At 68.2% G+C, this 23,872-nt stretch carries 22 protein-coding genes and 3 pseudogenes; 15 read left to right on the top strand and 10 right to left on the bottom strand.

What is annotated here, in order from left to right:
- A pseudogene (locus tag ER13_RS08340) lies at positions 1-291 on the bottom strand (amino acid ABC transporter ATP-binding/permease protein); the annotation flags it as partial.
- A 2-nt stretch (positions 292-293) separates the two neighbouring features.
- Complete coding sequence (gene cydD, locus ER13_RS08345) at positions 294-1,898, bottom strand: thiol reductant ABC exporter subunit CydD (protein ID WP_052005004.1); 1,605 nt, start codon at positions 1,896-1,898, stop codon at positions 294-296.
- 198 nt (positions 1,899-2,096) lie between these two features.
- Here cydD and ER13_RS08350 point away from each other — a divergent pair, with 198 nt between their 5' ends.
- The 10 genes from ER13_RS08350 (at position 2,097) to ER13_RS08395 (ending at position 13,144) form a co-directional block, all read left to right on the top strand.
- Positions 2,097-3,689, top strand: a complete 1,593-nt coding sequence (locus tag ER13_RS08350; protein WP_035308384.1) for a cytochrome ubiquinol oxidase subunit I — start codon at positions 2,097-2,099, stop codon at positions 3,687-3,689.
- A gap of 27 nt (positions 3,690-3,716) precedes the next feature.
- Positions 3,717-4,865: a cytochrome d ubiquinol oxidase subunit II gene (cydB, locus tag ER13_RS08355; RefSeq protein WP_035308352.1), complete on the top strand. Its 1,149-nt coding sequence runs from the start codon at positions 3,717-3,719 to the stop codon at positions 4,863-4,865.
- Between the two features lie 19 nt (positions 4,866-4,884).
- Entirely contained in the window at positions 4,885-5,031 is a 147-nt protein-coding gene (cydX, locus tag ER13_RS08360) for a cytochrome bd-I oxidase subunit CydX (protein WP_008259678.1), read from the top strand.
- Positions 5,018-6,397, top strand: a complete 1,380-nt coding sequence (hemN, locus tag ER13_RS08365) for an oxygen-independent coproporphyrinogen III oxidase (RefSeq protein WP_035308354.1) — start codon at positions 5,018-5,020, stop codon at positions 6,395-6,397. The genes cydX and hemN overlap by 14 nt, the downstream gene beginning before the upstream one ends.
- Positions 6,398-6,519: 122 nt before the next feature.
- Positions 6,520-7,185, top strand: a complete 666-nt coding sequence (locus ER13_RS08370; RefSeq protein WP_154726664.1) for an OmpW family protein — start codon at positions 6,520-6,522, stop codon at positions 7,183-7,185.
- Between the two features lie 152 nt (positions 7,186-7,337).
- Positions 7,338-8,282, top strand: coding sequence for a DUF808 domain-containing protein (locus ER13_RS08375; protein WP_008264144.1), 945 nt, complete (start codon positions 7,338-7,340; stop codon positions 8,280-8,282).
- Between the two features lie 77 nt (positions 8,283-8,359).
- Positions 8,360-10,069, top strand: coding sequence for an alkaline phosphatase family protein (locus tag ER13_RS08380; RefSeq protein ID WP_035308356.1), 1,710 nt, complete (start codon positions 8,360-8,362; stop codon positions 10,067-10,069).
- A gap of 149 nt (positions 10,070-10,218) precedes the next feature.
- Positions 10,219-11,664, top strand: a complete 1,446-nt coding sequence (gene pyk / locus ER13_RS08385) for a pyruvate kinase (protein WP_035308358.1) — start codon at positions 10,219-10,221, stop codon at positions 11,662-11,664.
- 71 nt (positions 11,665-11,735) lie between these two features.
- Positions 11,736-12,773, top strand: a complete 1,038-nt coding sequence (locus tag ER13_RS08390; protein ID WP_008258884.1) for a DNA adenine methylase — start codon at positions 11,736-11,738, stop codon at positions 12,771-12,773.
- Positions 12,774-12,835: 62 nt separating this feature from the next.
- On the top strand, positions 12,836-13,144 hold the full coding sequence (locus tag ER13_RS08395) for a hypothetical protein (RefSeq protein ID WP_008263567.1): 309 nt from the start codon (positions 12,836-12,838) through the stop codon (positions 13,142-13,144).
- A gap of 16 nt (positions 13,145-13,160) precedes the next feature.
- Here ER13_RS08395 and ER13_RS08400 read toward each other — a convergent pair whose 3' ends face one another.
- From ER13_RS08400 to ER13_RS08430, 7 genes are all read right to left on the bottom strand, one after another.
- Positions 13,161-13,802: a ribonuclease HII gene (locus tag ER13_RS08400; protein ID WP_008263979.1), complete on the bottom strand. Its 642-nt coding sequence runs from the start codon at positions 13,800-13,802 to the stop codon at positions 13,161-13,163.
- Positions 13,795-14,394, bottom strand: coding sequence for a DNA-3-methyladenine glycosylase I (locus tag ER13_RS08405; protein ID WP_008262559.1), 600 nt, complete (start codon positions 14,392-14,394; stop codon positions 13,795-13,797). Before ER13_RS08405 ends, ER13_RS08400 begins: the two co-directional genes overlap by 8 nt.
- Before the next feature lie 203 nt (positions 14,395-14,597).
- Entirely contained in the window at positions 14,598-15,356 is a 759-nt protein-coding gene (locus ER13_RS08410; RefSeq protein ID WP_035308360.1) for a 3-oxoacyl-ACP reductase, read from the bottom strand.
- A 9-nt stretch (positions 15,357-15,365) separates the two neighbouring features.
- Entirely contained in the window at positions 15,366-16,169 is an 804-nt protein-coding gene (locus ER13_RS08415) for a folate-binding protein YgfZ (protein WP_035308362.1), read from the bottom strand.
- Between the two features lie 57 nt (positions 16,170-16,226).
- Positions 16,227-17,162: an alpha/beta hydrolase gene (locus tag ER13_RS08420; protein ID WP_035308363.1), complete on the bottom strand. Its 936-nt coding sequence runs from the start codon at positions 17,160-17,162 to the stop codon at positions 16,227-16,229.
- A 29-nt stretch (positions 17,163-17,191) separates the two neighbouring features.
- A complete protein-coding gene (locus ER13_RS08425) occupies positions 17,192-17,872 on the bottom strand; it encodes an SdpI family protein (RefSeq protein WP_035308365.1) in 681 nt (226 codons plus the stop codon).
- A complete protein-coding gene (locus ER13_RS08430; protein ID WP_035308367.1) occupies positions 17,869-18,174 on the bottom strand; it encodes a metalloregulator ArsR/SmtB family transcription factor in 306 nt (101 codons plus the stop codon). The genes ER13_RS08425 and ER13_RS08430 overlap by 4 nt, the downstream gene beginning before the upstream one ends.
- Positions 18,175-18,320: 146 nt before the next feature.
- On the opposite strand from ER13_RS08430, the gene ER13_RS08435 reads away from it, so the two are divergent.
- The 3 genes and pseudogenes from ER13_RS08435 to ER13_RS08445 all read left to right on the top strand — a co-directional run bounded on the left by ER13_RS08435 (position 18,321) and on the right by ER13_RS08445 (position 21,770).
- Positions 18,321-20,495 (top strand): TonB-dependent siderophore receptor, encoded by a 2,175-nt coding sequence (locus ER13_RS08435; RefSeq protein ID WP_035308370.1) that lies wholly within the window; start codon positions 18,321-18,323, stop codon positions 20,493-20,495.
- A pseudogene (locus ER13_RS08440) lies at positions 20,405-21,591 on the top strand (PepSY-associated TM helix domain-containing protein). Before ER13_RS08435 ends, ER13_RS08440 begins: the two are co-directional and overlap by 91 nt.
- Positions 21,588-21,770, top strand: a complete 183-nt coding sequence (locus ER13_RS08445) for a hypothetical protein (protein ID WP_035308374.1) — start codon at positions 21,588-21,590, stop codon at positions 21,768-21,770. Before ER13_RS08440 ends, ER13_RS08445 begins: the two are co-directional and overlap by 4 nt.
- A gap of 6 nt (positions 21,771-21,776) precedes the next feature.
- Here ER13_RS08445 and erpA read toward each other — a convergent pair whose 3' ends face one another.
- A complete protein-coding gene (erpA, locus tag ER13_RS08450) occupies positions 21,777-22,094 on the bottom strand; it encodes an iron-sulfur cluster insertion protein ErpA (protein ID WP_035308391.1) in 318 nt (105 codons plus the stop codon).
- 142 nt (positions 22,095-22,236) lie between these two features.
- Here erpA and ER13_RS08455 point away from each other — a divergent pair, with 142 nt between their 5' ends.
- Together ER13_RS08455 and ER13_RS08460 are read left to right on the top strand one after the other, a co-directional pair.
- On the top strand, positions 22,237-23,427 hold the full coding sequence (locus ER13_RS08455) for a deoxyguanosinetriphosphate triphosphohydrolase (RefSeq protein WP_035308378.1): 1,191 nt from the start codon (positions 22,237-22,239) through the stop codon (positions 23,425-23,427).
- A gap of 80 nt (positions 23,428-23,507) precedes the next feature.
- A pseudogene (locus tag ER13_RS08460) lies at positions 23,508-23,872 on the top strand (SPOR domain-containing protein); the annotation flags it as partial.

The following is a 23,872-nucleotide window of genomic DNA, read 5'->3' on the forward strand; positions in this document are numbered from 1 at the left end:
CTCGTGACCGGCGACCCGTTCGATATAGCGGGCGCCAGTGCGCAATATGGCCAACATGCGAATGGTCGCGCTGGGCATCATATAGTTGAAGGCCTGGACCGCCGCCGATCCGGCGACGCCGGCGATGGCGGCGCCCGTGATGAACCAGCCCGAAAGACCTAGCAGGCAGGTGGCGGCCACCGCGACGAACGCGCCGCCGGCTGCGGCGATGCGCAGGCGGCCGCGCTGGGCGCGCCGCTGGGCCGCGATCAGTTCGCCGATGCGCGAGGGCGAGGTCGTGTTCACAGTCATGGTCACAGGCGCACCACGCGGTCGGCCATGGCCGCCACAGGGGCGGAATGGGTGGCGATCAGGGTCGTGCGGCCGCGCGTGGCTTGGCGGATCAGGTCCAGCATGGCCTCTTCGGAGGCCGGGTCCAGATTGGCCGTCGGCTCGTCCAGCAACAGGATGGGCGCGCGTTTCAGAATGGCGCGGGCCAGGCCCAGCCGCCGACGTTCGCCGCCCGACAGGCCGCCGCCGCGTTCGTCGATAGGGCGGTCCAGATCGCCGAACAGGCCGGCCTCACCGGCGGCCACCAGGATGCGGCCGGGACAGGCGGACGGGTCGGCCAGGCGGATATTGTCACCGAGACTGCCGGGTACGACGATGGGGTTCTGGCTGGCCCAGGCGATCTGGCCGGCGAAATCGCCCGCCTCGCTCAGGCGCGCCCCACCGACCTCGACCTCGCCGGCCGTCAGGGGCGACAGGCCCAGGAACAGATGCAGCAGGCTGGACTTGCCGGAGCCGCTGGCGCCCATCAGGGCCACGATCTGACCGGGACGGACCTCCAGGTCGAAATCGGCGATCACCGGCGCGGCCTCGCCATAGGCGATGGCGACCTTGGTGAAGCGAATCGCCGGCGCCTCCTCGGGCAGGATGTGGCGATCCCGCGTGGGGCTTTCCGGCGTGACCAGGGCGGGCACGGCGGATTCGGCGGCCTGGCGGTCGTGATAGGCGGCGGCCAGTCGGCGCAGCGGCTGATAGACTTCGGGCGCCAGGGCCAGAACGAAGAAGGCGCGCGGCAGGTCCAGCGTTTCAGGCGCAGGGAAGGGCAGAAGCTTCAGCAGGTTGAAACCGCAGTAGACGGCGATCAGGGCGACGGCCAGGGCCGAGAAGAACTCCAGCACGCCGGACGACAGGAAGGCGATCCGCATCACGCGGTTGGTGCGGCGTTCCAACTCGTCGGAGGCGCGAGCGATGTCCGCGGTGGTGCGGGCGCGGGCGTCGAAGGCCAGAATGGCGGGCAGGGCGCGCACCCGGTCGACGAACAGGCCCGACAAACGCTCCAACGCCTGGAACTGGCGGCGGCTTTCACCCGCCGCAGCTGTGCCGGCCAGGATCATGCCGAAGATGAAGGGCAGCAGGGTGAACAGAAATATGCCGGCCGAAAAAGGGCTGGCGACGGCGGCCACGGCGATGATCAGCAGGGGCGACAGACCCGCCGCCATCTTCAGAGGCGTGAACCGCGACACATAGCCGTCCAGCGCGCCGACGCCCTCGACCACGGCGGTCAGCCGGTCGTCGGCGCGGCCGCCGCGTCCGAACAGGTCGGCCAGCAGCCGGTCGCGCACGTCTGTCTTGATCGACCGGCCCAGGCGCGCGCCGACCACCACCGCCGCCTGGCCGATCAGGCCTCGCGCCATCAGACTGAACACGGCCAGCAGCAGCCAGGGCAGGGCGGCCAAGGGCGAGGATCCGAAGGTCGCGACCGTCATGGCCAGGCCGCCCGCGAAACCCACGGCCGGCGCCACGTCAGCGACGGCCAGAAGCCCCGCCAGGATCGTCAGTCGACGCCAAGGCGCCGCCGTCTGTTTCAGCCAGGCCGCAGGGGAGGAGGCTGTGATCGGCGCCGATGTCATTTGCGGACTCCAGCCGTGGGACGGCCCCAAAAGCCATTGGACAAACCGTCGTTGGGCGAAATGTCCAAGGACGATCAGTCCACTACGACCTGGGGCTACAGAGGGCTTTGATCGAAATCAAGGCGACCGCCCCGCCTTCGTTTAAGGGCGTATGAAACGTCGGTCGTCGGGGCCGGCTACAAGGAGCCTTGAGCCATGATCGACCTCGCGGTCGTCGACCTATCCAGGCTGCAGTTCGCGCTGACAGCCCTTTATCACTTCCTCTTCGTGCCCCTGACCCTGGGGCTGTCGTTCATGCTGGTCATCATGGAGTCGATCTATGTCATGACCCGCCGGCCGATCTGGCGCACGATCACCCGCTTCTGGGGCGTGCTGTTCGGCATCAACTTCGTGCTGGGCGTCGCGACCGGCATCACCATGGAGTTCCAGTTCGGCATGAACTGGAGCTATTACAGCCACTATGTCGGCGACATCTTCGGGGCCCCGTTGGCCATCGAAGGGCTGATGGCCTTCTTCCTTGAAGCCACCTTCGTCGGGCTGATGTTCTTCGGCTGGGAAAAGCTGAAGCCGTCGGCGCACCTGTTCGTCACCTTCATGGTGGCGCTCGGCACCAACCTGTCGGCTGTGTGGATCCTGGTCGCCAACGGCTGGATGCAGAACCCGGTGGGCTCGGCCTTCAATCCGGACTCCATGCGAATGGAAGTCACGGACTTCATGGCCGTGGTCTTCAACCCGGTGGCCCAGGCCAAGTTCGTCCACACCGTCAGCGCCGGCTATGTCTGCGCCTCGGTCTTCGTTCTGGGCGTCTCGGCCTTCTATCTGCTACGCGGCAAGCACGTCGGCTTCGCCAAGCGCTCGATGACCGTGGCCTCGGCCTTCGGCCTGGCGGCTTCGCTGTCCGTCGTCGTCCTGGGCGACCAGTCGGGCTATAACCTGACCGATAACCAGAAGATGAAGCTCGCTGCGCTCGAGGCCATGTGGCACACCGAGCCTGCGCCGGCTGGCCTGACCCTGATCGGCATTCCCAGCATGAAGGATCGCGAAACCCACTACGGCGTCCATGTGCCGTGGGTCATGGGTCTGATCGCGACCCGCACCATCGACAAGCCGGTCGAAGGCATCTTCGAACTGGTCGCCACCGCCGAGGACCGTATCGAATCCGGCGTCATCGCCTATGACGCCCTGGAGAAGGTCAAGGCCGATCCGGCCGATCCCGTCGCTCGCGGCGTGTTCGAAACCCATCGTCGCGACCTGGGCTATGGTTTGCTGCTGAAGCGTCACGTCGCCGATCCGCGCATGGCCTCGCCTGAGCTGATCCAGAAGACGGCGTGGGAAACGGTGCCGAACGTGCCGGCCCTGTTCTGGAGCTTCCGCATCATGGCCGGCATCGGCATGTTCATGATCCTGTTCTTCGCCACGGCCTTCTACCTCTGCACCGTGCGCAAGCATCAGACCCGCTGGTTCCTGCGTCTGGCCGTCCTGTGCCTGCCGCTGCCGTGGGTGGCCATCGAGTTCGGCTGGATCCTGGCCGAGTTCGGACGTCAGCCCTGGGCGGTCGAAGGCGTGCTGCCGACCTTCCTCGGCGCCTCGTCCCTGAGCGTGCCCCAACTGTGGGCGACCATCATCGGCTTCACCGCCCTGTACGGCGCCCTGGCTGTGGTCGAGGTCCGGTTGCTCCTCTACGCCATCAAGAAGGGGCCGTTCCACGAGCAGGAACTGTTCGGCGAACCTACGCCTGAAGCCCCGGCCCAATCGCCCAGCCAGCGCCCCGCCGCGCCCGCCGTGGCCTGACCCAGAGAGATTTTAGGACATCCGACCATGGATCTTCCCCTCGACTTCGCCACCCTACGTCTGATCTGGTGGGGGCTGCTCGGCGTACTGCTGATCGGCTTCGCCCTGACCGACGGTTTCGACCTGGGCGTCGGCTCGCTCCTGCCCTTCGTCGCCAAGACGGATGAAGAGCGCCGTATGGTGATCAACACCGTCGGCGCGACCTGGGAGGGCAACCAGGTGTGGTTCATCCTGGGCGGCGGCGCCATCTTCGCCGCTTGGCCCTTCGTCTACGCCGTCAGCTTCTCCGGCTTCTACCTGGCCATGTTCCTGGTCTTGTCGGCCCTGATCCTGCGGCCCGTGTCGTTCAAGTATCGCTCCAAGCGTCCGTCGCCCAAGTGGCGGTCCTTCTGGGACTGGGCGCTGTTCACCGGCAGCTTCGTTCCGGCCCTGGTGTTCGGCGTCGCGGTCGGCAACGTCCTCTTGGGCGCGCCCTTCCGCCTGGATAGCGACCTGCGCTCCTTCTACGAGGGCAATCTGCTGGGCCTGTTCACCCCCTTCAGCCTGATCGCCGGCCTGTTGTCGGTGGCCATGCTGCTGCTGCACGGCGCGGCCTGGCTGTCGATCAAGGCTGAAAAAGGCCCCGTGCTGGACCGGACGCGCCTGATCGGCACCGTCGCCGGCGTCCTGGCTCTGGTCCTGTTCGCGGCCGGCGGCCTCTATATGGCCTACGGCGGCGTGGGCTTCCGGATCGCCGGCGCCGTTGACATGCAGGGCTTCTCCAACCCGCTGCGCACGACGGTCGAAGCCGCGCCGGGCGCCTGGCTGGACAACTACAGCCGCTATCCGTGGATGATGATCGCCCCGACTCTGGGCTTCGTCGGCGCGGTGGTCGGTCTGGCGGGCATGTGGCTTCGGTCGGCCCCCCTGGCCTTCGGCGGTTCCTCGCTATCGACCGTGGGCATCATCTCCACCGTCGGCCTGTCGATGTTCCCCTTCATCCTGCCCAGCTCGGTCGATCCCCAGTCCAGCCTGACCGTCTGGAACGCCTCGTCCAGCCACCTGACCCTGTTCATCATGCTGATCTGCACGGCGATCTTCCTGCCGCTGGTCCTGATCTACACGACCTGGGTCTATTCCGTCCTGTGGGGCCGCACCTCGACCGCCGCCCTCAAGACCAACCCCGACCTCTACTGAGCTCAAGGAGCATCAAGCCATGTGGTATTTTTCCTGGATCCTGGGTGTCGGACTGGCGGTTGGCTTCGGCGTGCTGAACGGCCTGTGGCACGAGTTCCACCTGTTCGACGAGGGCGACGAGGGCCTGTCGGTCGATGCGTCGAAAGAGGTCGATGTCCCTCTCTAGCCCCACCGGCGCGCTGACGACGCGCGAGCTTATCGCCCGCTACGACGCCCACGCGCCGCGCTACACCTCCTATCCGACGGCGGTGCAGTTCACGCCCGCCGTCGGGGCCGCCGATTGGGGGGCGTGGCTCGGCGCCGCGCCCCTTGATCGTGCGGCGTCGCTGTATCTGCACATCCCCTTCTGCAAGCGGCTGTGCTGGTACTGCGGCTGCAACACCCGGGCGATGAACCGCGTCGGGGTCATGAGCAGCTATGTGGACCTGCTGCTGAAGGAAGCCGATCTCGTGCTCGAACGGATCGGCCGCCCTGTGCGGGTCGGTTCGATCCACCTGGGCGGCGGCACGCCCAACATGCTGCCCCCCGAGGAGCTGGAGCGGCTGTTCGCCGGTCTGGCCGCCCGGTTCGACCTGGGCGACTGTTTCGAGATCGCCGCTGAACTGGATCCCGAAGTCCTGACCCAGGGCTGGGTCGAGGCGGCCGGCCGCATCGGTCTGAGCCGCGCCAGCCTGGGGGTTCAGGACCTGTCGCCCAAGGTGCAGGCGGCGGTGAATCGGCCGGAATCCTTCGAGACTATCCGCTGGGCGGCCGAGGCGCTGCGCGGCCAGGGGGTCACGTCGCTGAATCTGGATCTGATGTACGGCCTGCCGCTTCAGGGGGCTGAGCATGTCGTCACGACCGTGGCGCAGATCGCTGTCTTGCGGCCCGAACGGATCGCCCTGTTCGGCTATGCCCACGTGCCGTGGATGAAACCGCACCAGAAACTGATCAAGGAAGCCGATCTGCCCGGACCCGAGGAGCGCTTCACCCAGAGCCAGGCGGCGGCGCGGTATCTGGTGCAGAAGGGTTGGCAAGCCATCGGTCTGGACCATTTCGCCCTGCCGCATGATTCCATGGCCGCCGCTGTCCGCGCCGGTCGACTGCATCGCAATTTCCAGGGCTATACGACCGACGAGGCCCCGGTGCTCATCGGCCTGGGCGCCTCTTCGATCAGCCGCACCCCCCAGGGCTTTGTCCAGAACCATGCGCAGGAGCGGGATTGGCGCGCGGACGTCTCCGCCGGAACCTTGCCGGTCGCGCGCGGCGTGGCCCTGAATCCGCGCGACGCCTTTGTGGGCGAGATCATCGAACGGCTGATGTGCGACTTCACCGTCGACGTGGCCGAGATCGCCCGCATGCGCGGTCGTGATCTTGCGGAAGTCGCTGCGGTCTGGCCGAGGCTGCAGCGGTTTCAACTGGACGGCTTGATCGAGGTGAACGGGACGACCGTGACCGTCACGGATCTGGGCCGGCCGTTCGTTCGCGCCGTCTGCGCCGCCTTTGATCCGGGCGCCGCCGACATCGAGAAACGCCACGCCCGCGTGGTCTGAATGGACAGATTGTCCAACCCTTGGCGGGGTTTGCGCTAAATCAAGGCCGAGGCGGGGCAGGGGGCGCATTTCCCCGTCAAGACGCTCGGACAAGTCGCATGAGGCGGCAGCGGGCGTCGGGGATGAGCAAGATGAAACTGAAAACCCTGATCCTCTCCGCCGTCGCCGCCGCCGCCTTCGCTGCGCCGGCCCTGGCGCAGAGCCCGGCCGCTTGGGAGATGCCCAAGAAGGGCGACTGGATCATCACCGGCCGCGTGACCGATGTCTTCTCTGAGGCTGACAACGCCATCACCACGGCCGCCGGCGTCGATTCCGGCCTGAAGGTCGATGTGGGCGACAGTGTCATGCCGACACTGGGCTTCACCTACTTCCTGACCGACCATCTGGCGGTCGAGGCGATCCTGGGCACGACCAAGCACGAAATCCGCGCCCAGGGCGGAGCCACCGACGTCGCCGTGCACGAAACCTGGGTTCTGCCCCCGGTCGTGACCCTGCAATACCGCCCGCTGACCGAGGGTCGTTTCAGCCCCTATGTCGGCGCGGGCGTCAACTACATGCTGTTCTACAGCGGTGAAGACAAGAACGGCTTCAAAGTCGATCTGGACGACAACTTCGGCTACGCCCTGCAGGCGGGCGCCGACATCGGCATTCAGGGGCCGTGGAACCTGAACGTCGACGTCAAGAAAGTCTGGGTCAATATCGACGCCGACGTCAACGACGGCGCTCTGAAGAGCGATGTGGATCTGGACCCGTGGGTCGTTTCTGTGGGGGTAGGCCGTAAGTTCTAAGAAAAATCGACATCGGAAATGCGTTCGAAATGGAAGCCCCGCCGGTTCGCCGGCGGGGCTTTCGCTCTTGTGCGGATGCGCTCGACAAAACGGGCGGCGCGCCCTAGGCGGGAGGCGAGCCGTTTGTTGCGGCGCAATCTCGGGATTTCCGCATGCCTTCCGGTCTGATCGCCCTGCTCGATGATGTGGCGGGGATCGCCAAGATGGCGGCGGCGTCGATCGACGACGTCGGGGCGGCGGCGGGCAAGGCCTCGACCAAGGCCGCCGGGGTCGTGGTGGACGATGCGGCGGTGACGCCGCGCTATGTCACCGGCCTGTCGCCCAGCCGCGAACTGCCGATCATCGGCAAGATCGCCCTGGGTTCGTTCCGCAACAAGCTGATCTTCATCCTGCCGGCCGCCCTGCTCCTGAGCGCCTTCGCTCCCTGGGCCATCACGCCGCTGCTGATGTGCGGCGGGGCCTATCTCTGTTTCGAAGGGGCGGAGAAGTTGATGGAGGCCTTCGGGCACGGCGGCCACGCTGACGCCGCCCCGGTCGTGGGCGACCCGGCGACCCTGGAGAAGACGACGGTGGCGGGGGCGGTTCGGACAGACCTGATCCTGTCGGCCGAGATCATGGCCATCGCCCTGGCCGACGTCTCCGCCCAGCCGATCCTCACCCAGGCGGCGGTTCTGGCCGTGGTCGGGATCGCGATGACGGTCGCGGTCTATGGGGCTGTCGGCCTGATCGTGAAGATGGACGACATCGGCCTGCATCTGGCCGAGCGCCCCAACGGCGGGGTGCGCGCCCTGGGCCGCGGCCTGGTCAAGGGGATGCCGGTGGTGATGGACGCCCTGTCGGCCATCGGCACGGCCGCCATGTTGTGGGTCGGCGGCGGCATTCTGGTTCACGGAACCCATAAGCTGGGCCTGCACTGGCCGGCCGAACCGCTTGAGCATCTGGCCCATGCGGTCGGGGCCGCGACCGGTCCGCTTCATGGGATCGTCAGCTGGTTCGTGACGGCCCTGGGGTCGGCGATCATCGGCGTGATCGTCGGCGGCCTGATCGCCGTGCTGGTCCATCAACTGGGCCGGCTGCGGGCCAAGCCCGCGCACTAAATCTCCCAGGGCCGTAGCTGTCACGCTGTTGCAATCCCGGCCCGCTAGACCCCGACGCCTGTCTCCGGAGTAAGCTCATGTCCCTGTCGCGCACCGCCCTCGCGGCCCTGGCCGCTGTTTCGCTTGTCGGCGCCGCCGTTCCAGCGATGGCGCGACAGAGCCAGACGCCGACCCCGGCTCCACAGGCCTCCGTTGCGGCCCTGACGCCTCCGAAGCTGATCGTGACCATCGTGGTGGACCAGTTCAGCGCCAATCTGTTCGACCAGTACCGCGGCCGCTACACGGGCGGCCTGCGCCGGATGGCGGACCAGGGGCTGGTGTCGATCAACGGCTATCAGACCCACGGCCTGACCGAGACCTGCCCCGGCCACTCGACGGTTCTGACGGGCATGCATCCGACCGAGACCGGAATCCCCGCCAACGACTGGATCGACGGCAAGACCGGCAAGGAAGTCTATTGCCTGGCCGCGCCCGCCAACCACCTGGCGAACGGACGCGACGACGTCGACAACGGCCCTGTCGGCCCAGAACAACTGCGCGCCACGACCCTGGGCGACTGGCTGAAGGTCGTCAGCCCGCAAAGCAAGGTCTTCGCCGTCTCGGGCAAGGACCGGGGCGCGATCAACCTGGCCGGCCATCAGGGGCAGGCCTTCTGGTTCACCGAGGGCTTCGGCCTGACCACCTATGTCGAGCCGGGCGAGACGGCGCAGGCCAAGCTGGCGCCCGTGGCGGACTTCAATCGCGATTTCCGCCTGGGCATGAGCTTGGCGCCGGTCGCCTGGGATTACACGAATGACCAGTGCCGGGCGCTGGCCGGGGACTGGACCATTCGCGGCCAGACCTTCCATTCGACCCTGCCGCCGGCGGGGCTGAAGTTCGACACCTCGCCCCTGCTGGACGAGCAGACGCTGAAGGCCGCTGAATACCTGCTGGACACCCAGAAGCTGGGCCAGGGCGCGACGACCGACATGCTGGGCGTCAGCCTGTCGGCGACGGACCGGATCGGCCACATGTACGGCACCCAGGGGCCGGAGATGTGCGAGCAGATGCACCGGCTGGACGCGGCCCTGGGCGAGTTCCTGGACCGGCTGGCCCAGGTTCCCGGCGGCGCCCTGGTGGTGCTGACGGCGGACCATGGCGGTTCGGACTTCGTCGAACGGCTGCACGACCACGGCTATCCCCACGCGCGCCGCGCCGATCTGTCGGAGATCCAGGGCGTGAACGACGCGCTGAAGGCCCGCTTCAATCTGGACGCCGATCCGCTTCAGGCCGGCGGCAGCGGCCTGATGGTCGCAGACGCCCAGCATCGGTCGCTGCCCGATCCGCTGCGCACCCAGGTGGCCGAGGCCGCCGTCGAACTGCTGCGCGCGCTGCCGGACGTCGGCTTCGCCGAAACGCGCGACCGTCTGCTGGCCGAACCCCTGCCGGCCACGAACGAGCCCGAGATGATGAGCCTGCGCGAGCGGATGCGTCTGTCCACCGTGGCGGCGCGGTCGCCCGACATCCAGTTCTCCTTCGCCCAGAACGTCGTGGCAGGCGGCCGCGTCGGCAGCACCCTGGCCGGCCACGGCAGCCCGTTTGAATATGACCGCCGCGTGCCGATCATCTTCTGGTGGCCCGGCGCGACCGGCGAAGAGCGCTTCCTGCCGATCCGCACCATCGACATCGCCCCCACCCTGGCGCATGTGATCGGGGTGCCGGCGCCCAAGGTCGAGGGGCGCTGTGTCGACCTGAACGGCTTCGCCGTGGCCGACTGTCCGGCGACGGAGGCCAGCCCGGCGCGATAAACTCCTGTTTCGCGTCGTAAACTCGTGTTTCCCAGCGGGGGCGTGACCTTACGTCGGGGACGTTTCATCGGCAGAAGGGGGCAAATCGTCCAACCGTCCCTTTCGGGGCGTGATTTGGGCGGCCTCGGAAGCGAACAGGAAACGTCCCCATGAACAGAGCCCGCCGCGCCCGCATCGTCGCGACCCTCGGTCCCGCGAGCCGCGCCCCCGGCACGGTCAAGGCCCTGGCCCAGGCCGGGGTGGACGTCTTCCGCCTCAACTTCAGCCACGGCACGCATGAGGACCACGCCGCCGCCCTGAAGGCGGTGCGTGGGGCCGAGATGGCGCTGCAGCGTCCGCTGGGCGTTCTGGCCGACCTGCAGGGCCCCAAGCTGCGGCTGGGCCGGTTCAAGGACGTCGAGATCGCGGTCAAGCCGGGCCACAAGATGCGGTTCGACCTGGACCCGACGCCCGGCGATGAAACCCGGGTGCAGATGCCGCACCCCGAGATCTTCAAGGCCCTGCGCACCGGCATGCTGCTGTTGCTGGACGACGGCCGGGTGCGGCTGCGGGTCAATGACCGCACCGACGACTGGGCCGATGTGACGGTCGAGAGCGGCACGAAACTGTCGGACCGCAAGGGGGTGGCCGTGCCCGAGGCCGTGATCCCCGTGTCGGCCCTGACCCCCAAGGACCGCGAGGACCTGGCCTTCGCCCTGCGTCAGGGCGTGGACTGGGTGGCCCTCAGCTTCGTGCAGAAGCCCGAGGACATGGCCGAGCTGAAGCGGATCGTGAACGGCCAGGCGGCGTGTCTGGCCAAGATCGAGAAGCCGGCGGCCCTGGCCGATCTGGAGGCCATCCTCGACTACTGCGACGGGGTCATGGTGGCGCGCGGCGACCTGGGCGTCGAGCTGGACCCCGAGGACGTGCCGGTGGCGCAGAAGCAGATCGTCCGCGCGGCCCGTAATCGCGGGGTGCCGGTGATCGTGGCGACCCAGATGCTGGAGTCGATGACCAGCGCCCCGTCGCCGACCCGCGCCGAGGCCACCGACGTCGCCAATGCGGTCTATGAAGGCGCCGACGCCCTGATGCTGTCGGCCGAGACGGCGTCGGGCGACTATCCGCTGGAATCGGTCGAGATCATGAGCCGGATCATCGAACGGGTCGAACGCGATCCGATGTGGCCCAAGCTGATGGGCGCCGAACACGCCGGCATGGACGAGCATGACGTCGACGCCCTGGTCGGGGCGGCGGCCATGGCCGCCAGCGCGCCGTCGACCGGCTGTCTGGTGGTCTTCACCACCCTGGGCGGCACCGCCCGGCGGATGGCGCGCGAGCGGCCGCTGAAGCCGATCCTGGTGCTGACGCCCAATCCGAATACGGCCCGTCGGCTGGCCCTGGTCTGGGGGCTGGAGCCGCGCCTGGGCGACCAGCCCGATTCGCTGGAAGCCGTCACCGACGACGCCGTGGAAGGGGCGGTCCGATACGGTTTGGCCGAGCCCGGCCAACGCATCCTGATCCTGGCCGGCACGCCCTTCGGGGCGCCCGGGGCCGCCAATCTGCTGCGTCTCGCCCATGCGCCGGCGGCCAAGGCCAAGGGGCGCAAGAAGGGCTGAGGGGGGCTTTTTCGGAAGGCTGGCGCGGGCGAACTATAACGCTACTGTGCGCTGATGAATCGGCGGCCCGAATGATCAAATACATCGGCTCCAAGCGCGCCCTGCTGGGGCATGTGACCGGCGTGGTCGCGGGCCTTCTGCCGCAGGGCGGCCAGGTCTGCGACCTGTTTTCCGGCACGGCTCGCGTGGGTCACGCCCTGAAGAAGCAGGGGTTTCAGGTCTGGTCGAATGATCACAACGCCTATGCGCACATCCTGGCGACGGCCTATGTCCAGGCGGATCGCGAGCGCTGGGTCGAGCGGGCGGAGACGGTGCTGGGCGAGTTGCGGGCGGTCACGCCCCAGGCCGGCTGGTTCACCCAGGCCTTCTGCCACGACGCCCGGTATTTTCACCCGGACAATGGCGCGCGCATCGACGCCATGCGCGACCGGATCGAGGCCATGGGTCTGGAGCCCGAACTGAAGGCCGTCGCCCTGGTCAGCCTGATGGAGGCGGCCGACCGGGTGGATTCCACCGCCGGGGTTCAGATGGCCTATATGAAACAGTGGGCCCCGCGCGCGCTGAAGCCGCTTGAACTGCGCATGCCCGATATCCTGCCTTCAGTGGGCGGCGTCTGTCGCGCGACCCAGGGGGATGCGGTCGAAATGGCTGAACAGGTGGAGGCGGACCTCGTCTATCTCGACCCGCCCTATAACCAGCACTCCTATCTGGGCAATTACCATTGCTGGGAAAGCCTGGTCCTGTGGGACCGGCCGGAAACCTACGGCGTCGCCAACAAGCGGGTGGACGTGAGGACGCGCAAGAGCGCCTTCAACAGCCGGCCCGGCATCGGCCCGGCCCTGCGGTCCGTGATCGAACGGTTGCGCGCCCCCAACCTGATCGTCAGTTTCAACGACGAAGGCTATCTGAGCCGGGCCGACCTGGTCGAGATGCTGTCGTCGCGCGGCCATGTTCAGGTGGTTGAAATCGCCCACCCCCGCTATGTCGGCGCCCGGATAGGCATCCATAATCCCAAGGGGGTCAAGGTGGGCCAGGTGGGCCGGCTGAAGAACGTCGAACACCTGTTCGTCGTGACGGATCGGCCGGTCGAGCTTCCCGTGGCCGCCTGATTACAAATGGGTTTTGGCAGACTCTGTCGGGAACCCGACACAGCCGGTGTCGTTGAAGAGACATGCAACCGCTCGTCTCTCACACCCCGGCCTCCACGCGCGAAGAGGATTACCGCCTGCGGTCCGCGCCCGAGCCGAAGTCGTGGATTTCGGCTGAACCGGTCATAGAGATTTCGTCGGACCGGCTGGCGTCGCGCATCTATACCCACAACGCCGAACGGTATGGACGGCGCGAGCCGGTGGCGGTCGAGACCGCTCAGGATGACGTGGAGCCCAGCCTGGGGCAGCCGCCCCACTGGATGATGATGTTGGCGGGCGCCGCCGTCGCTGCCCTGATGGGCGCATTGCTCGGCGGCTTCATGCACATCTGACGCGCGGTTCCGCGCTTCAGACCTGTTCCAGCAAAGCCCTGATGGGCGACCAGCCGCGTCGGTGGGCGGGGCACGGACCCAGTGTCTTCAACGCCGCCTGATGAATGGGGGCGTTGTAGCCCTTGTGCCGCGCAAAGCCGTAGCCGGGATACTGCGCGTCCAGATCGATCATCAGCCGGTCGCGCGCCGTCTTCGCCAGGATCGACGCCGCTGCGATCGACAGGGAGAGGCCGTCGCCGCCGACCACAGTCTGTATTTCGCACGGCAGTCTGAACCGGTAATTGCCGTCCACCAGAGCCGCCGCCGGCTGGACCGCCAACTGCTCCACCGCCCGACACATGGCCAGGCCGGTGGCGTGCAGGATGTTCAGGTCCTCGATCTCTTCCACCGACGCAAACCCGACGCCCCAGGCGACGGCGCGCGCCTTGATCTCGGGCTCCAGCGCCGCGCGGCGCTTTTCGGTCAGGGCCTTGGAGTCGTCGATGCCCGGCGGCAGATCGTCGGGGTTCAGGATCACCGCCGCCGCCGACACCGGCCCCGCCCAGGGACCGCGCCCCGCCTCGTCCACGCCGCAGACGGGGCCGTTGACGCGCTGGATCAGCACGGTCTCGAGCGCCAGGGTGGGGAAGGCTTTCGGATTCGCGGGGGCTTTAGCCATGGCCCGCCATCGCACGAACCTGGGCGTGACGGAAGCAGGTCGTCTGGTGGTCGTTGACCATGCCTACGGCCTGCATGAAGGCGTAGACGATGACCGGGCCGCAGAAGTTGAAGCCGCGCTTCTTCAGGGCCTTGGCCATGGCGACGGACTGTTCGGTCTGGGTCGGGGCCTGGCGGAAGTCGGCGAAGGGGGTGTGGATCGGTTCGCCGCCGACGAAGGACCAGAGCCATTCGGAGAAGTCCTCTCCGTTGTCGCGCATCTCCAGCCAGATCTGGGCGCCGCGGATGGCGGCGTTGATCTTGGCGCGCGAGCGGATGATGCGGGCGTCGCCCAGCAGGCGCTGGATGTCGGCCTCGTCATAGCGGGCGACGATCTCGGGGTCGAAACCGTCGAAGGCGTCGCGGATGCCTTCGCGTTTGCGCAGGATGGTGATCCAGGCGAGGCCGGCCTGGAAGCCGTCGAGGACCAACTTCTCCCACAGGGCGCGGGGGTCGCGTTCCGGTACGCCCCATTCGGTGTCGTGATAGGCGATGTAGAGCGGGTCTGTGGTCCCGCACCAGCCGCAGCGGCTCGAGGCGTGTGAGTCTGTCATCTAGCGATGTTGCCGGTTTGTTCGATGAGGGGGAAGGGGCGCGACCCTCTCCCGCTTGCGGGAGAGGTGGCCCGGCGTCTGCGCAGCGGACCAGGGTCGGAGAGGGAAGTCTTACTCAGAAAGAGGACTTCCCCCATCGTCAGGCGTGTCGCTTCGCGCCACGACCTGACACTTCCCCCGCAAGCGGGGGAAGGTCTTGCGGCTCAGTCGCGCACCAAACCCCCGTCCACCACCAGGTTCTGACCCGTCACCGCCCGGCTCCAGGGCGAGGCGAAGAACAGGGCGGCGTCGGCGAATTCCTCCGGCGTCGTGACCGACCGCAGCGGGGTCATGCCGGCGATCAGATCGAAGACAGCGTCCGGCGTGGCGGCGCTGGCGTCGGTGGTGCGCAGCAGGCCGCCGGAGATCATGTTGACGGTGATCCCGTCGGGGCCCAGGTCGCCGGCTGCGGTGCGGGTCAGGGACAGGAGCGCGGCCTTGGCGGCGGTGTAGTCATGATAGGGCACGACCGGGTTCTGGAACAGGTTGGTGCCGATGTTGATGACGCGGCCGAACTTGCCGGCGGCCATGCCCGGCGCCGTCGCCTGGATGGTGTTCAGGGCGCCGCGCACGACGGTCGAGAACTGGGCCGCCAGTTCGTCCCAGCCGATGTCGGTCATCTGCGACCGGGCGTCGCCGTTGAAACTGTAGTCCAGGGCGTTGTTGACCACGGTGGTGACGGGGGCGCCGAAATGGCCTTGCGCGGCGGCGACCAGGGCGTCGACGGCGGCGCGGTCGGTCACGTCAGCCTGGAGGGCGACGGCGCGGTCGCCGATCTCGGCCGCCAGGGCGTTCGCGGCCTCGCCGCTGGCGCGCCAGTTGATGATCACGCGCGCCCCTTCACGCGCGAAGGCGCGGACGGCGGCGGCGCCCACGCCGCGCGCGCCGCCGGTGACGAGGACGATCTGGTCGGCGATCTTCATGGGAGGGTCTCAGTCGGTTGAGGAGGGGAGGACGTCCTGACCCATCCAGGCGGGTTTGCGCAAGCGCACGGGGCGGCCCTCTACCGTCAGGTCGCCGTCGAGACGGTCGATGCGCAGCAGGGCCATTGCTGAACCGTCGCGGCCGGACAGCACCTCGCCCGCACGCAGTTCCCCCTTCAGCACCTCGGCGCCGAAGGGGGGCGGGGCGGCGTCGAAGTCCAGGGCCAGCATGCGGTTCTTGATCGAGCCCCGCCGTTTCATCCGCGAGGTGGTCTCCTGGCCGACGAAACAGCCTTTCTGGAAGTCGATTCCGTTCAGCAGGTCGAAATCGGCCTCGATCGGATAGGTCTTGTCCTGGGGGGCGTCGGCGGTCGGATCGGGGACGCCGACAGATAGACGGTGGGCGTCATAGTCGGCCTCGGTCGCGTCCGCAGCCGCTTCGCCGTACAGGCGGCAGCCCATCAGGGGCGTGCGGGGGTCGGGAATGAAGCCGGCGGGCGCGTCCGGCCAGGCGGCGAAAACCGGGCGGTCGTCGGCGGCGACCTGGACCTTGGCGCGGAGCTTGTACATCGACAGCCGCTGGATCAGGGCCTCGCGGCGCTCGGCGGCCACGTCCAGCAGAACCCCTTCGGCCTCGCCCAGGATGAACAGGTCGAACAGCAGCCGGCCGGGCGGGGACAGCAGGGCGCCGAACCGCAGCTCGCCGTCGCCCAGCGTCTCCACATCCTGGGTCAACAGATTGTGCAGGAAGGGCCGGGCCTCCTCGCCCGTGATTGAGATGAGGGCGCGGGAGGAGAGGCGGGCGATGGGCATGGCGCCAAGATAGGGACGCGGACCCCTGGGCTCCAGACCTGTTGTCGCCGCAAGCCGTCAGTGGGGCGTTCGGGCCTGGATGAAGGCCGCCACATCCTCGACCACGCCGGGCGCCAGGGGCAGGTCGGGGGTGGAATAGGCGGCGATGTTTGCGGCCCGGTCGGCGGGGGCGGTCTTCAGTACATGATTGACGCCGTCCCACAGCTTCAGGGTCGCCTGCGGATCGGCGGCGGCCAGGGCCTGGGCGTCCGCGACGCCGACCTGGATGTCGGTGGTGCCCTGTCCGATGAAGACCGGGCCTGCATAGGCGGCGATCAGGGCGGCGGGGTCCAGCGGCAGCCACGAGATCAGATAGGGCTGGACCGACGGACGGAACAGGGCGGCCAGGGCGGGCGGCGTATCGGCGACGGTGCGGCCGGCTTCCAGTTCGGTCAGGGCGGAAAAGGCCTGGGCCTTCATCGGTTCCGGCAAGGCGGCCAGCTGTTCGCGAATGACCGCGCCTGCCGGACGACCGGCGCCGGACAGCAGGATCAGGCCGCAGACCTTGCTGGATTCGGGGTCGTCGCCGCCTTCGACGGCCTTCAGGGCGATCAGGGCGCCCTCGCTGTGGCCGATCAGCCAGGCGCAGGGCTTGCCGGCGCGGCCGGCGGCCTCGGCGGCCCAGGCGCGGGCGTCGGCGACATAGGCGTCAAAGCGCAGATCGAACTCATCTCCTCCGGCCGCCGCGCTCTGGCCGACGCCTCGCTTGTCGATGCGAAGAGTGGCGATTCCCTGCGCCGCCAGCCCGTCCGCCAGCAGGCGGTAGGTCGAAGCTGAGACGCCCATGGGGCTGTTCCCATCCCGATCCGTCGGGCCGGAGCCGGGCAGGATGACCCCGACGGCGCTCGCATTCTCGGGCGTCAGCAGGGTTCCGTGAAGCGGCGCGGGTTGGGCGGGCATGGCGATCTCGGTCGAGACCGGGCCGGCGAGCAGGGCGAGGGCGAGGCTGAACATGGCGGTCTCCTTGACGGGGCGGATCGGGTTCAGAAGGGCTGGCGGTCGGGATCGCTGCGCCAGACGCGCCAGCTCTCGAACACCGAGAGGGCGGCGACGATCAGGGCGGCGATGATCAGGGACAGGGCGCCCAGCGGCTGAGGCGCGAGCGGCGCGGCGATCAGGCCGATGAGGCCCAGCAGGAAGAACAGGCGTCCCGCCAGTCGGTTGGACCGGTCCCAGGCCAGGCGGCTCTTGTAGCTCCAGGGCGTGCGGACCCCGACCACCGGATTGGGCGCGACCCGGCCGAGGAAGGCGCCCAGGACCAGAAGGATCAGCGACACCCCTGCCATGGTCACCACCGGCCCGGTCTCGACCGTGGCGTTGCCCAGGCCTGTCCAGCTGATCAGCAGGCCGATAGCGGTGAAGACGAACAGGGTGATGCCTTGGCCGATCCGCAAGGAACGGCCGCGCGAGGCGTCGCCTTCTGACACGGCGCGCAGGGCGCCCAGGCCCAGTCCCGCTGTGGCGATGAAGCCGATCAGGGTCATCCCGCCGAGGAAGGTCGCGAACTCGACCCGGCTGCCCCACCGATCCACCTGGAACTGGCCGTTCCAGTGCATCGGCATCGGCGTGGTCGGGCCGTTGAGGCCGACATGCAGGGCGAAGGCCGCCTGGACCGCGAAGACGGCGAGGGTCAGATAGTCCAGCAGCGACAGGCGATCCTTCATCGACGGGGCTCCTTTTGGGCCACGGGCAGGACTTGGGCGGTCTCGCCCGTTCCGGCGATGTCCATCAGAAAGGCCATGGCCTCTTCCACCGCCGAGATCTCCAGCCGGTAGCGAATGGTCTGGCCCTCGCGCTCGGGACTGACGAGGCCGGCCTCCTTCAGGGCGTTGAGATGACCGGTGATCGTGGGCCAGCTCATGTCGAAGCCGGCGGCGATGTCACCCGACGCCAGGGGGCCGGCGCGCAGCATGGCGATGATGCGGCGGCGCACCGGATGCGACAGGGCTTTGAACAGGGCGTTCATAGGCCTCACCCTAATTAGGAAGATAACTAATTGCAAGTCGGGTGCGGCAAGACGCGCGGCCACGAGAAGGCGTTCGCCATTGCAAAGCAATCGCATCGGGGCGTATGCAGCCGCCACTCCCTGATTTTGAGAATATTTTGCAAGTCATGACCCGCCCGACCCGCCGTTTCGCCTGCGCCTCCAGCCTGCTGGCCCTTGCCGTCGCCGCGCCCGCCCTGGCCCAAGAGGCGCCGCCGGCCGCGCCTGCCGAACTGGACGAGATCGTCGTGACGGGATCGCAGGTGCGACTGACCTCGGCCTATGCCGGCGGGCAGGTGGCGCGAGGCGGCCGGGTCGGCCTGCTGGGCAATATGGACGTGATGGACACGCCCTATTCGACCAGCAACTACACCGAGAAACTGATCCGCGATCAGCAGGCGCGCGGCATCGGCGACGTGCTGCAGAACGATCCGACGGTGCGGGTGTCCAAGGGCTTCGGCAATTTCCAGGAGCTGTATGTGATCCGGGGCTTCCCGGTCTTCTCGGACGACATGAGCTACAACGGCCTGTACGGTGTGCTGCCGCGACAGTTCGTGGCGGCCGAACTGATCGAGCGGGTCGAGGTGTTCCGCGGCGCCAGCGCCTTCCTGAACGGCGCCGCGCCGGGCGGGACGGGCGTAGGCGGCGCCTTCAACCTGACGCCCAAGCGCGCCGGCGAACCCCTGACGCGCCTGACGGCAGGGGTGTCGGGCAATGACGAGATCTACGCCGCGGCCGATCTGGCCCGTCGCTTCGGCACCGAGGAAGAATGGGGCGCGCGCCTGAACCTGGTCAGCCGCGACGGCGAGGGCTCGGTGGAGAACGAGAACGGCCAGCTGCGCGTCGTCGGCCTGGGGCTGGACCGCCGGGGCGAGCGCGCCCGCTTCTCGGCCGACCTGGGCTGGCAGGACCACCGCATCGATGCGCCGCGTCCCAGCGTGACGCCGGGGGCCGCCATCCCTGACGCCCCGTCGGCCGACAAGAATTTCGCGCAGCACTGGACCTATACGGACGAGGAGCAGCTGTTTGGCGCGGTGCGCGGCGAGTTCGACCTGACCGACAGCGTGACCGCCTGGGCGGCCTTCGGTGGGCGTCAGGGCAAGGAAGACAACAGCCTGGCCAATCCGCGCGCTGACGCCGCTGGCGCGATCCGCGGCTATCGCTTTGACAACATCCGCGAGGACACGGTCTGGTCCGGCGATATCGGCGTGCGCGCCGACCTGACGACCGGGCCGGTCGAGCACCGTCTGGTGGCCTCGGCCTCGCAGATCCAGTCGAAGTCGAAGAACGCCTGGGCGGCCTCGAGCTTCAGCGGCTATGCGTTCGGGACGCTGAGCAACCCGACCCTGTCGCCTGCGCCGGCCATCACCAGCGTATCGGGCGATCTGGATGATCCGAACGTGACCGAGCGGGTCAAGCACACCAGCGTCGCCGTGGCGGACGTGCTGTCCTTCCTGGACGGCCGCGTCCTGGCGACGGTCGGCGTCCGCTATCAGGAGATCGAGACCAAGTCCTACGCCTATGCCGACGGCGCCTTCGGGTCTGGCTATTCCAGCGATGCGACCACGCCGGCCTTCGCCCTGGTCTACAAGCCCAGCGACAAGATCTCGCTATACGCCAACTATGCCGAAGCCCTCGTGCCCGGCACGACGGCGCCGGCGGTGGTCAATGGCGTGACGGTCGCGAACGGCGGCGAGGTCCTGTCGCCCTTCCGCGCCGAACAGGCCGAGGTCGGCGCCAAGTATGACGCCGGGTCGTTCGGCGGTACGCTGAGCGTCTTCCGCACCACCCTGCCAAGCGCCTATTTCGATCCCGACACCGCCATCTACTCCGACGGCGGCGAGCAGGAGAACCAGGGCGTCGAGCTGACCGTCTATGGCGAGCCGGTCGCCGGCCTGCGCCTGATCGGCGGGGCGACCTGGCTGGAGGCCGAGATCAACCGCTCGCTGACCGCCGCGAACGCGGGCAAATCCGCCATCGGCGTGCCGGACTTCCAGATCAACGCCAATGTCGAATGGGACGTGCCGATGGTCAGCGGCCTGACGCTGGAGGGCCGTGCGGTCCATACCGGCGCGCAGCCCGCCAATGCGACCAACACGCTGGAGCTGGAAGAATGGACCCGGTTCGACGCCGGCCTGCGCTACGCCTTCGTCGCCGGCGGCAAGGATCTGACGGTGCGGGCGCGGGTCGAGAACATCGCGGACGAGGACCAGTGGGTCGCCGTCGGGGGCTATCCGGGTTCGAACTATCTGACCCTGGGCGCGCCGCGCACCTTCCGCCTGTCGGTCTCGGCGGAATTCTGATCGGATGAAGACGCGGACGGTCCGCGCCTGGTCCTGGACGCACAAATGGTCGAGCCTGGTCTCCACGCTCTTCCTGCTGATGCTGTGCGTCACGGGCCTGCCGCTGGTCTTTTCCCATGAGATCGAAGAGGTCTTGCTGGAGCAGACCTGGACCCCGGCCGATCCGGACGGGCCGCGTCTGACCCTGGATGAAGTGCTGGCGGCGGCCCTGGCGCGCCACCCCGGCGAGGTCCCCGCCTTCATGAGTTTCGACGAGGATCGGCCGGTGGTGAACGTCACCAGCGTCGATCCGAACGGCCCGGCCGGGCGCTACAGTTTCGAGCCGATCGACCAGACCAGCGGTGCGGTCGCCCCGCCGGTGGCCGGCCATCCGGTCATGGAGTTCCTGCTCCAACTGCACACCGACCTGTTCCTGGGCCTGCCGGGCATGCTGTTCCTGGGCCTGATGGGTCTGATGCTGATCGTGGCGGCGGTGTCGGGGGTGGTGCTGTACGCTCCCTTCATGCGGCGGCTGCCGTTCGGCACGGTGCGCGCAGCCAAGGCGGCGCGGACGCGGTGGCTGGACTATCACAACCTGCTGGGCGTGGTGACCGCGGCCTGGCTGTTGGTCGTGGGGGCGACGGGCGTGGTCAACACCCTGGCCACGCCGATCCTGGCCTATTGGAAGAATACGGCGCTGAAGGAACTGACCGTCGCCTATGACGCCCCGGCGCCGACCGGCGAGCGAGCCTCGCTGGATGCGGCGGTGGAGCGGGCCAAACAGGCGCTGCCGGGCAAGACGCTGCAGTTCGTGGCGTTTCCGGGGACCGACTATTCGACCGACCACCACTACGCCGTCTTCTTCCACGGCGACACGCCGCTGACGACCCATCTGACCACGCCGGCCCTGATCGACGCCCGGACCGGGGCGCTGGCGGCCGTGGCCCCGACGCCCTGGTATGTGAAGGCCCTGTCGCTGTCCCAGCCGCTGCACTTCGGCGACTATGGCGGGCTGGGGCTGAAAATCCTGTGGGCGCTGCTGGACCTGGCGACCATGGTCATCCTGGGGTCCGGCCTCTACCTCTGGCTGGTCAAGGGACGGCGGAAACCGGCATGAGCCGCAAGGATCTGACTATCTGGGCCATCTTCGGCGCGCCCGTCGCGGTCTTCGTGCTCAGCCTGACGGGGCTGATCGGCGCCCTGCTGGGAGACGGCGTCTGGGATGCGGTCTTTTCGGCCCTGCTGGCCTCGACAGTGATCGTCACCGTCTGGGCCTTGATCCGGCGCCGACGCTGACCGCGGTCAGATCGAGAAGCTGACGCCGCAGCCGCAGCTGGAGGCGGCGTTTGGATTGCGGACCACGAACTGGGCGCCGGCCAGTTCGTCGACATAGGCGATCTCGGAATTCTTCAGGAAGGGGACCGAGACGGGGTCGATCAGGGCGGTCTGGCCGTCGGCCTGGATTCGCAGGTCGTCGTCCTCGGCCGTCTCGACCAGTTCGAACCGGTACTGGAAGCCCGAACAGCCGCCGCCGTCCACCGCCACGCGCAGCATCAGGGTCTTGCCCTCGGCCGCGCTCAGTTTGGCCAGGCGTTTGGCGGCGCTGGCGGCCAGGACAATGCCTTCCGGCGCGCGCGTGGCGACGCTGAAGGCGGGTGTGGACGGTTCTGTGGATTGGACGGTGCTCACGGCTGTCTATATGAGGCGCGCAAGGGCGTTCGCAAAGGGCCGCCCGCATCAAAGCAGCCTCAAAGTTGATGACTTGAGCCAGACACCTCTCGCCCCGTACGCCGAACGCGCCGATCTGACCAAGGGCCGCCGCTTCTTCGAGCCGCCCAGCCGGACCCGCACGGCCTTCGCGCGCGATCGCGACCGGATCATCCATGCGACCGCCTTCCGCCGCCTGAAGGAGAAGACCCAGGTCTTCGTGGCGCACGAGGGCGATCACTACCGCACCCGCCTGACCCATTCGCTGGAGGTGGCGCAGATCGCCCGGTCGCTGGCCCATGCGCTGAGGCTGGACGACGACCTGGCCGAGACGGTGGCCCTGGCCCACGACCTGGGCCACCCGCCCTTCGCCCACGCCGGCGAGGACGAACTGGTGATCCAGATGACCGACCACGGCGGCTTCGACCACAACGTCCAGAGCTTCCGCGTCGTCACCGAGCTGGAGAACCGCTATCCGCAGTTCGACGGCTTGAACCTGAGTTGGGAGACGGTCGAGGGGGTCATCAAGCACAACGGCCCGGTGTCGCACCGGCTGGACGAGCCGGCCTGGTCGGTGGTGCGGCCCTACAGGACGGGCGGGGAGGCGGGCTGGGATCTGCGCCTGGGCACCTTCGCCTCGCTGGAGGCCCAATGCGCGGCCATCGCCGACGACATCGCCTACAACAACCACGCCGTGGACGACGGGGTGCAGGCGGGGCTGATCACCCTGCAAGACCTGGATCAGGTGCCGTTGATCGGACCCATGCTGGCCGAGGTGCGGCGCGACTGGCCGGCCATCGACGACCGGATGCTGCGGATCGAGGCCGTGCGGCGGATGATCGGCGTCATGGTCGAGGACGTCCTGGCCGAGACGGCCCGGCGGCTGGAAGAGGACCGGATCGGTTCGACCGAGGATGTCCGCACGGCGACGCGGACCATGGTGGATTTCTCGCGGTCCATGCACGCGGACCTGGCCGTCCTGCGCAAGTTCCTGTTCGAACGGATGTATCGCCACTACCGGGTCAACCGAACCCGCAGCCAGGCGCGGCGGGTGCTGTCGCAGCTGTTCGAGCTGTTCATGGCCGAGCCGGAGGTGATGCCGCCGGAGTGGGCCGTGCCGGCGGCCACCGAAGACCGAACCCAGAGGGCGCGCGCGGTGTGCGATTACATCGCCGGGATGACCGACCGCTACGCGATAGAAGTCCACCAGAAACTGTTCAGCCTCGACCTGGCCCTCGATCTGTGATTCGAAAGACGGCGGCGGGGCGTTAAACTCATTATTCGGCGCGCCGATTCGCAGCGCCGGACCCACGGCGGAGTGCGACCATGTCTTTCGATGACGAAAACCGACCGGGCCGGGGCGCCTATACGCCCCCGACCGACGACGACCTGCCCTTCCGTCGCAACTCCTATGATCCGCGCAGCGGCCGCAATGTCGGCTCGGGCGGGGGCAAGGCGCCGCCGGTGACTTTGATCATCAGCGCGGTGGTCCTGCTGGTCCTGATCATCGCCGTGATCTTCTTCTATCGTTCGGGCATGCGCGCCTCGACCGACGCGCCGCCCGCCGTGGGCCAGCCCGTCGGCGAGATGAAGACCGCTCCGCCCGTGGACGCCCAGCCGGTGGATCCGGCCGACGGGGTGCGGGTCTATCGCGACGAGGCCGAGACGACCGACGCGCCCGTCAGCTTCAC

It is taken from the genome of Brevundimonas sp. EAKA, from assembly GCF_000698025.1.
Taxonomy (GTDB): Bacteria; Pseudomonadota; Alphaproteobacteria; order Caulobacterales; family Caulobacteraceae; genus Brevundimonas; species Brevundimonas mediterranea_A.

Bases quoted from the DNA above. Each gene is read 5' to 3' on its own strand.
- cydD (WP_052005004.1), bottom strand. From the start codon at position 1,898: ATGACATCGGCGCCGATCACAGCCTCCTCCCCTGCGGCCTGGCTGAAA.
- cydB (WP_035308352.1), top strand. From the start codon at position 3,717: ATGGATCTTCCCCTCGACTTCGCCACCCTACGTCTGATCTGGTGGGGG.
- cydX (WP_008259678.1), top strand. From the start codon at position 4,885: ATGTGGTATTTTTCCTGGATCCTGGGTGTCGGACTGGCGGTTGGCTTC.
- hemN (WP_035308354.1), top strand. From the start codon at position 5,018: ATGTCCCTCTCTAGCCCCACCGGCGCGCTGACGACGCGCGAGCTTATC.
- ER13_RS08370 (WP_154726664.1), top strand. From the start codon at position 6,520: ATGAGCAAGATGAAACTGAAAACCCTGATCCTCTCCGCCGTCGCCGCC.
- ER13_RS08375 (WP_008264144.1), top strand. From the start codon at position 7,338: ATGCCTTCCGGTCTGATCGCCCTGCTCGATGATGTGGCGGGGATCGCC.
- ER13_RS08380 (WP_035308356.1), top strand. From the start codon at position 8,360: ATGTCCCTGTCGCGCACCGCCCTCGCGGCCCTGGCCGCTGTTTCGCTT.
- pyk (WP_035308358.1), top strand. From the start codon at position 10,219: ATGAACAGAGCCCGCCGCGCCCGCATCGTCGCGACCCTCGGTCCCGCG.
- ER13_RS08390 (WP_008258884.1), top strand. From the start codon at position 11,736: ATGATCAAATACATCGGCTCCAAGCGCGCCCTGCTGGGGCATGTGACC.
- ER13_RS08395 (WP_008263567.1), top strand. From the start codon at position 12,836: ATGCAACCGCTCGTCTCTCACACCCCGGCCTCCACGCGCGAAGAGGAT.
- ER13_RS08400 (WP_008263979.1), bottom strand. From the start codon at position 13,802: ATGGCTAAAGCCCCCGCGAATCCGAAAGCCTTCCCCACCCTGGCGCTC.
- ER13_RS08405 (WP_008262559.1), bottom strand. From the start codon at position 14,394: ATGACAGACTCACACGCCTCGAGCCGCTGCGGCTGGTGCGGGACCACA.
- ER13_RS08410 (WP_035308360.1), bottom strand. From the start codon at position 15,356: ATGAAGATCGCCGACCAGATCGTCCTCGTCACCGGCGGCGCGCGCGGC.
- ER13_RS08415 (WP_035308362.1), bottom strand. From the start codon at position 16,169: ATGCCCATCGCCCGCCTCTCCTCCCGCGCCCTCATCTCAATCACGGGC.
- ER13_RS08420 (WP_035308363.1), bottom strand. From the start codon at position 17,162: ATGTTCAGCCTCGCCCTCGCCCTGCTCGCCGGCCCGGTCTCGACCGAG.
- ER13_RS08425 (WP_035308365.1), bottom strand. From the start codon at position 17,872: ATGAAGGATCGCCTGTCGCTGCTGGACTATCTGACCCTCGCCGTCTTC.
- ER13_RS08430 (WP_035308367.1), bottom strand. From the start codon at position 18,174: ATGAACGCCCTGTTCAAAGCCCTGTCGCATCCGGTGCGCCGCCGCATC.
- ER13_RS08435 (WP_035308370.1), top strand. From the start codon at position 18,321: ATGACCCGCCCGACCCGCCGTTTCGCCTGCGCCTCCAGCCTGCTGGCC.
- ER13_RS08445 (WP_035308374.1), top strand. From the start codon at position 21,588: ATGAGCCGCAAGGATCTGACTATCTGGGCCATCTTCGGCGCGCCCGTC.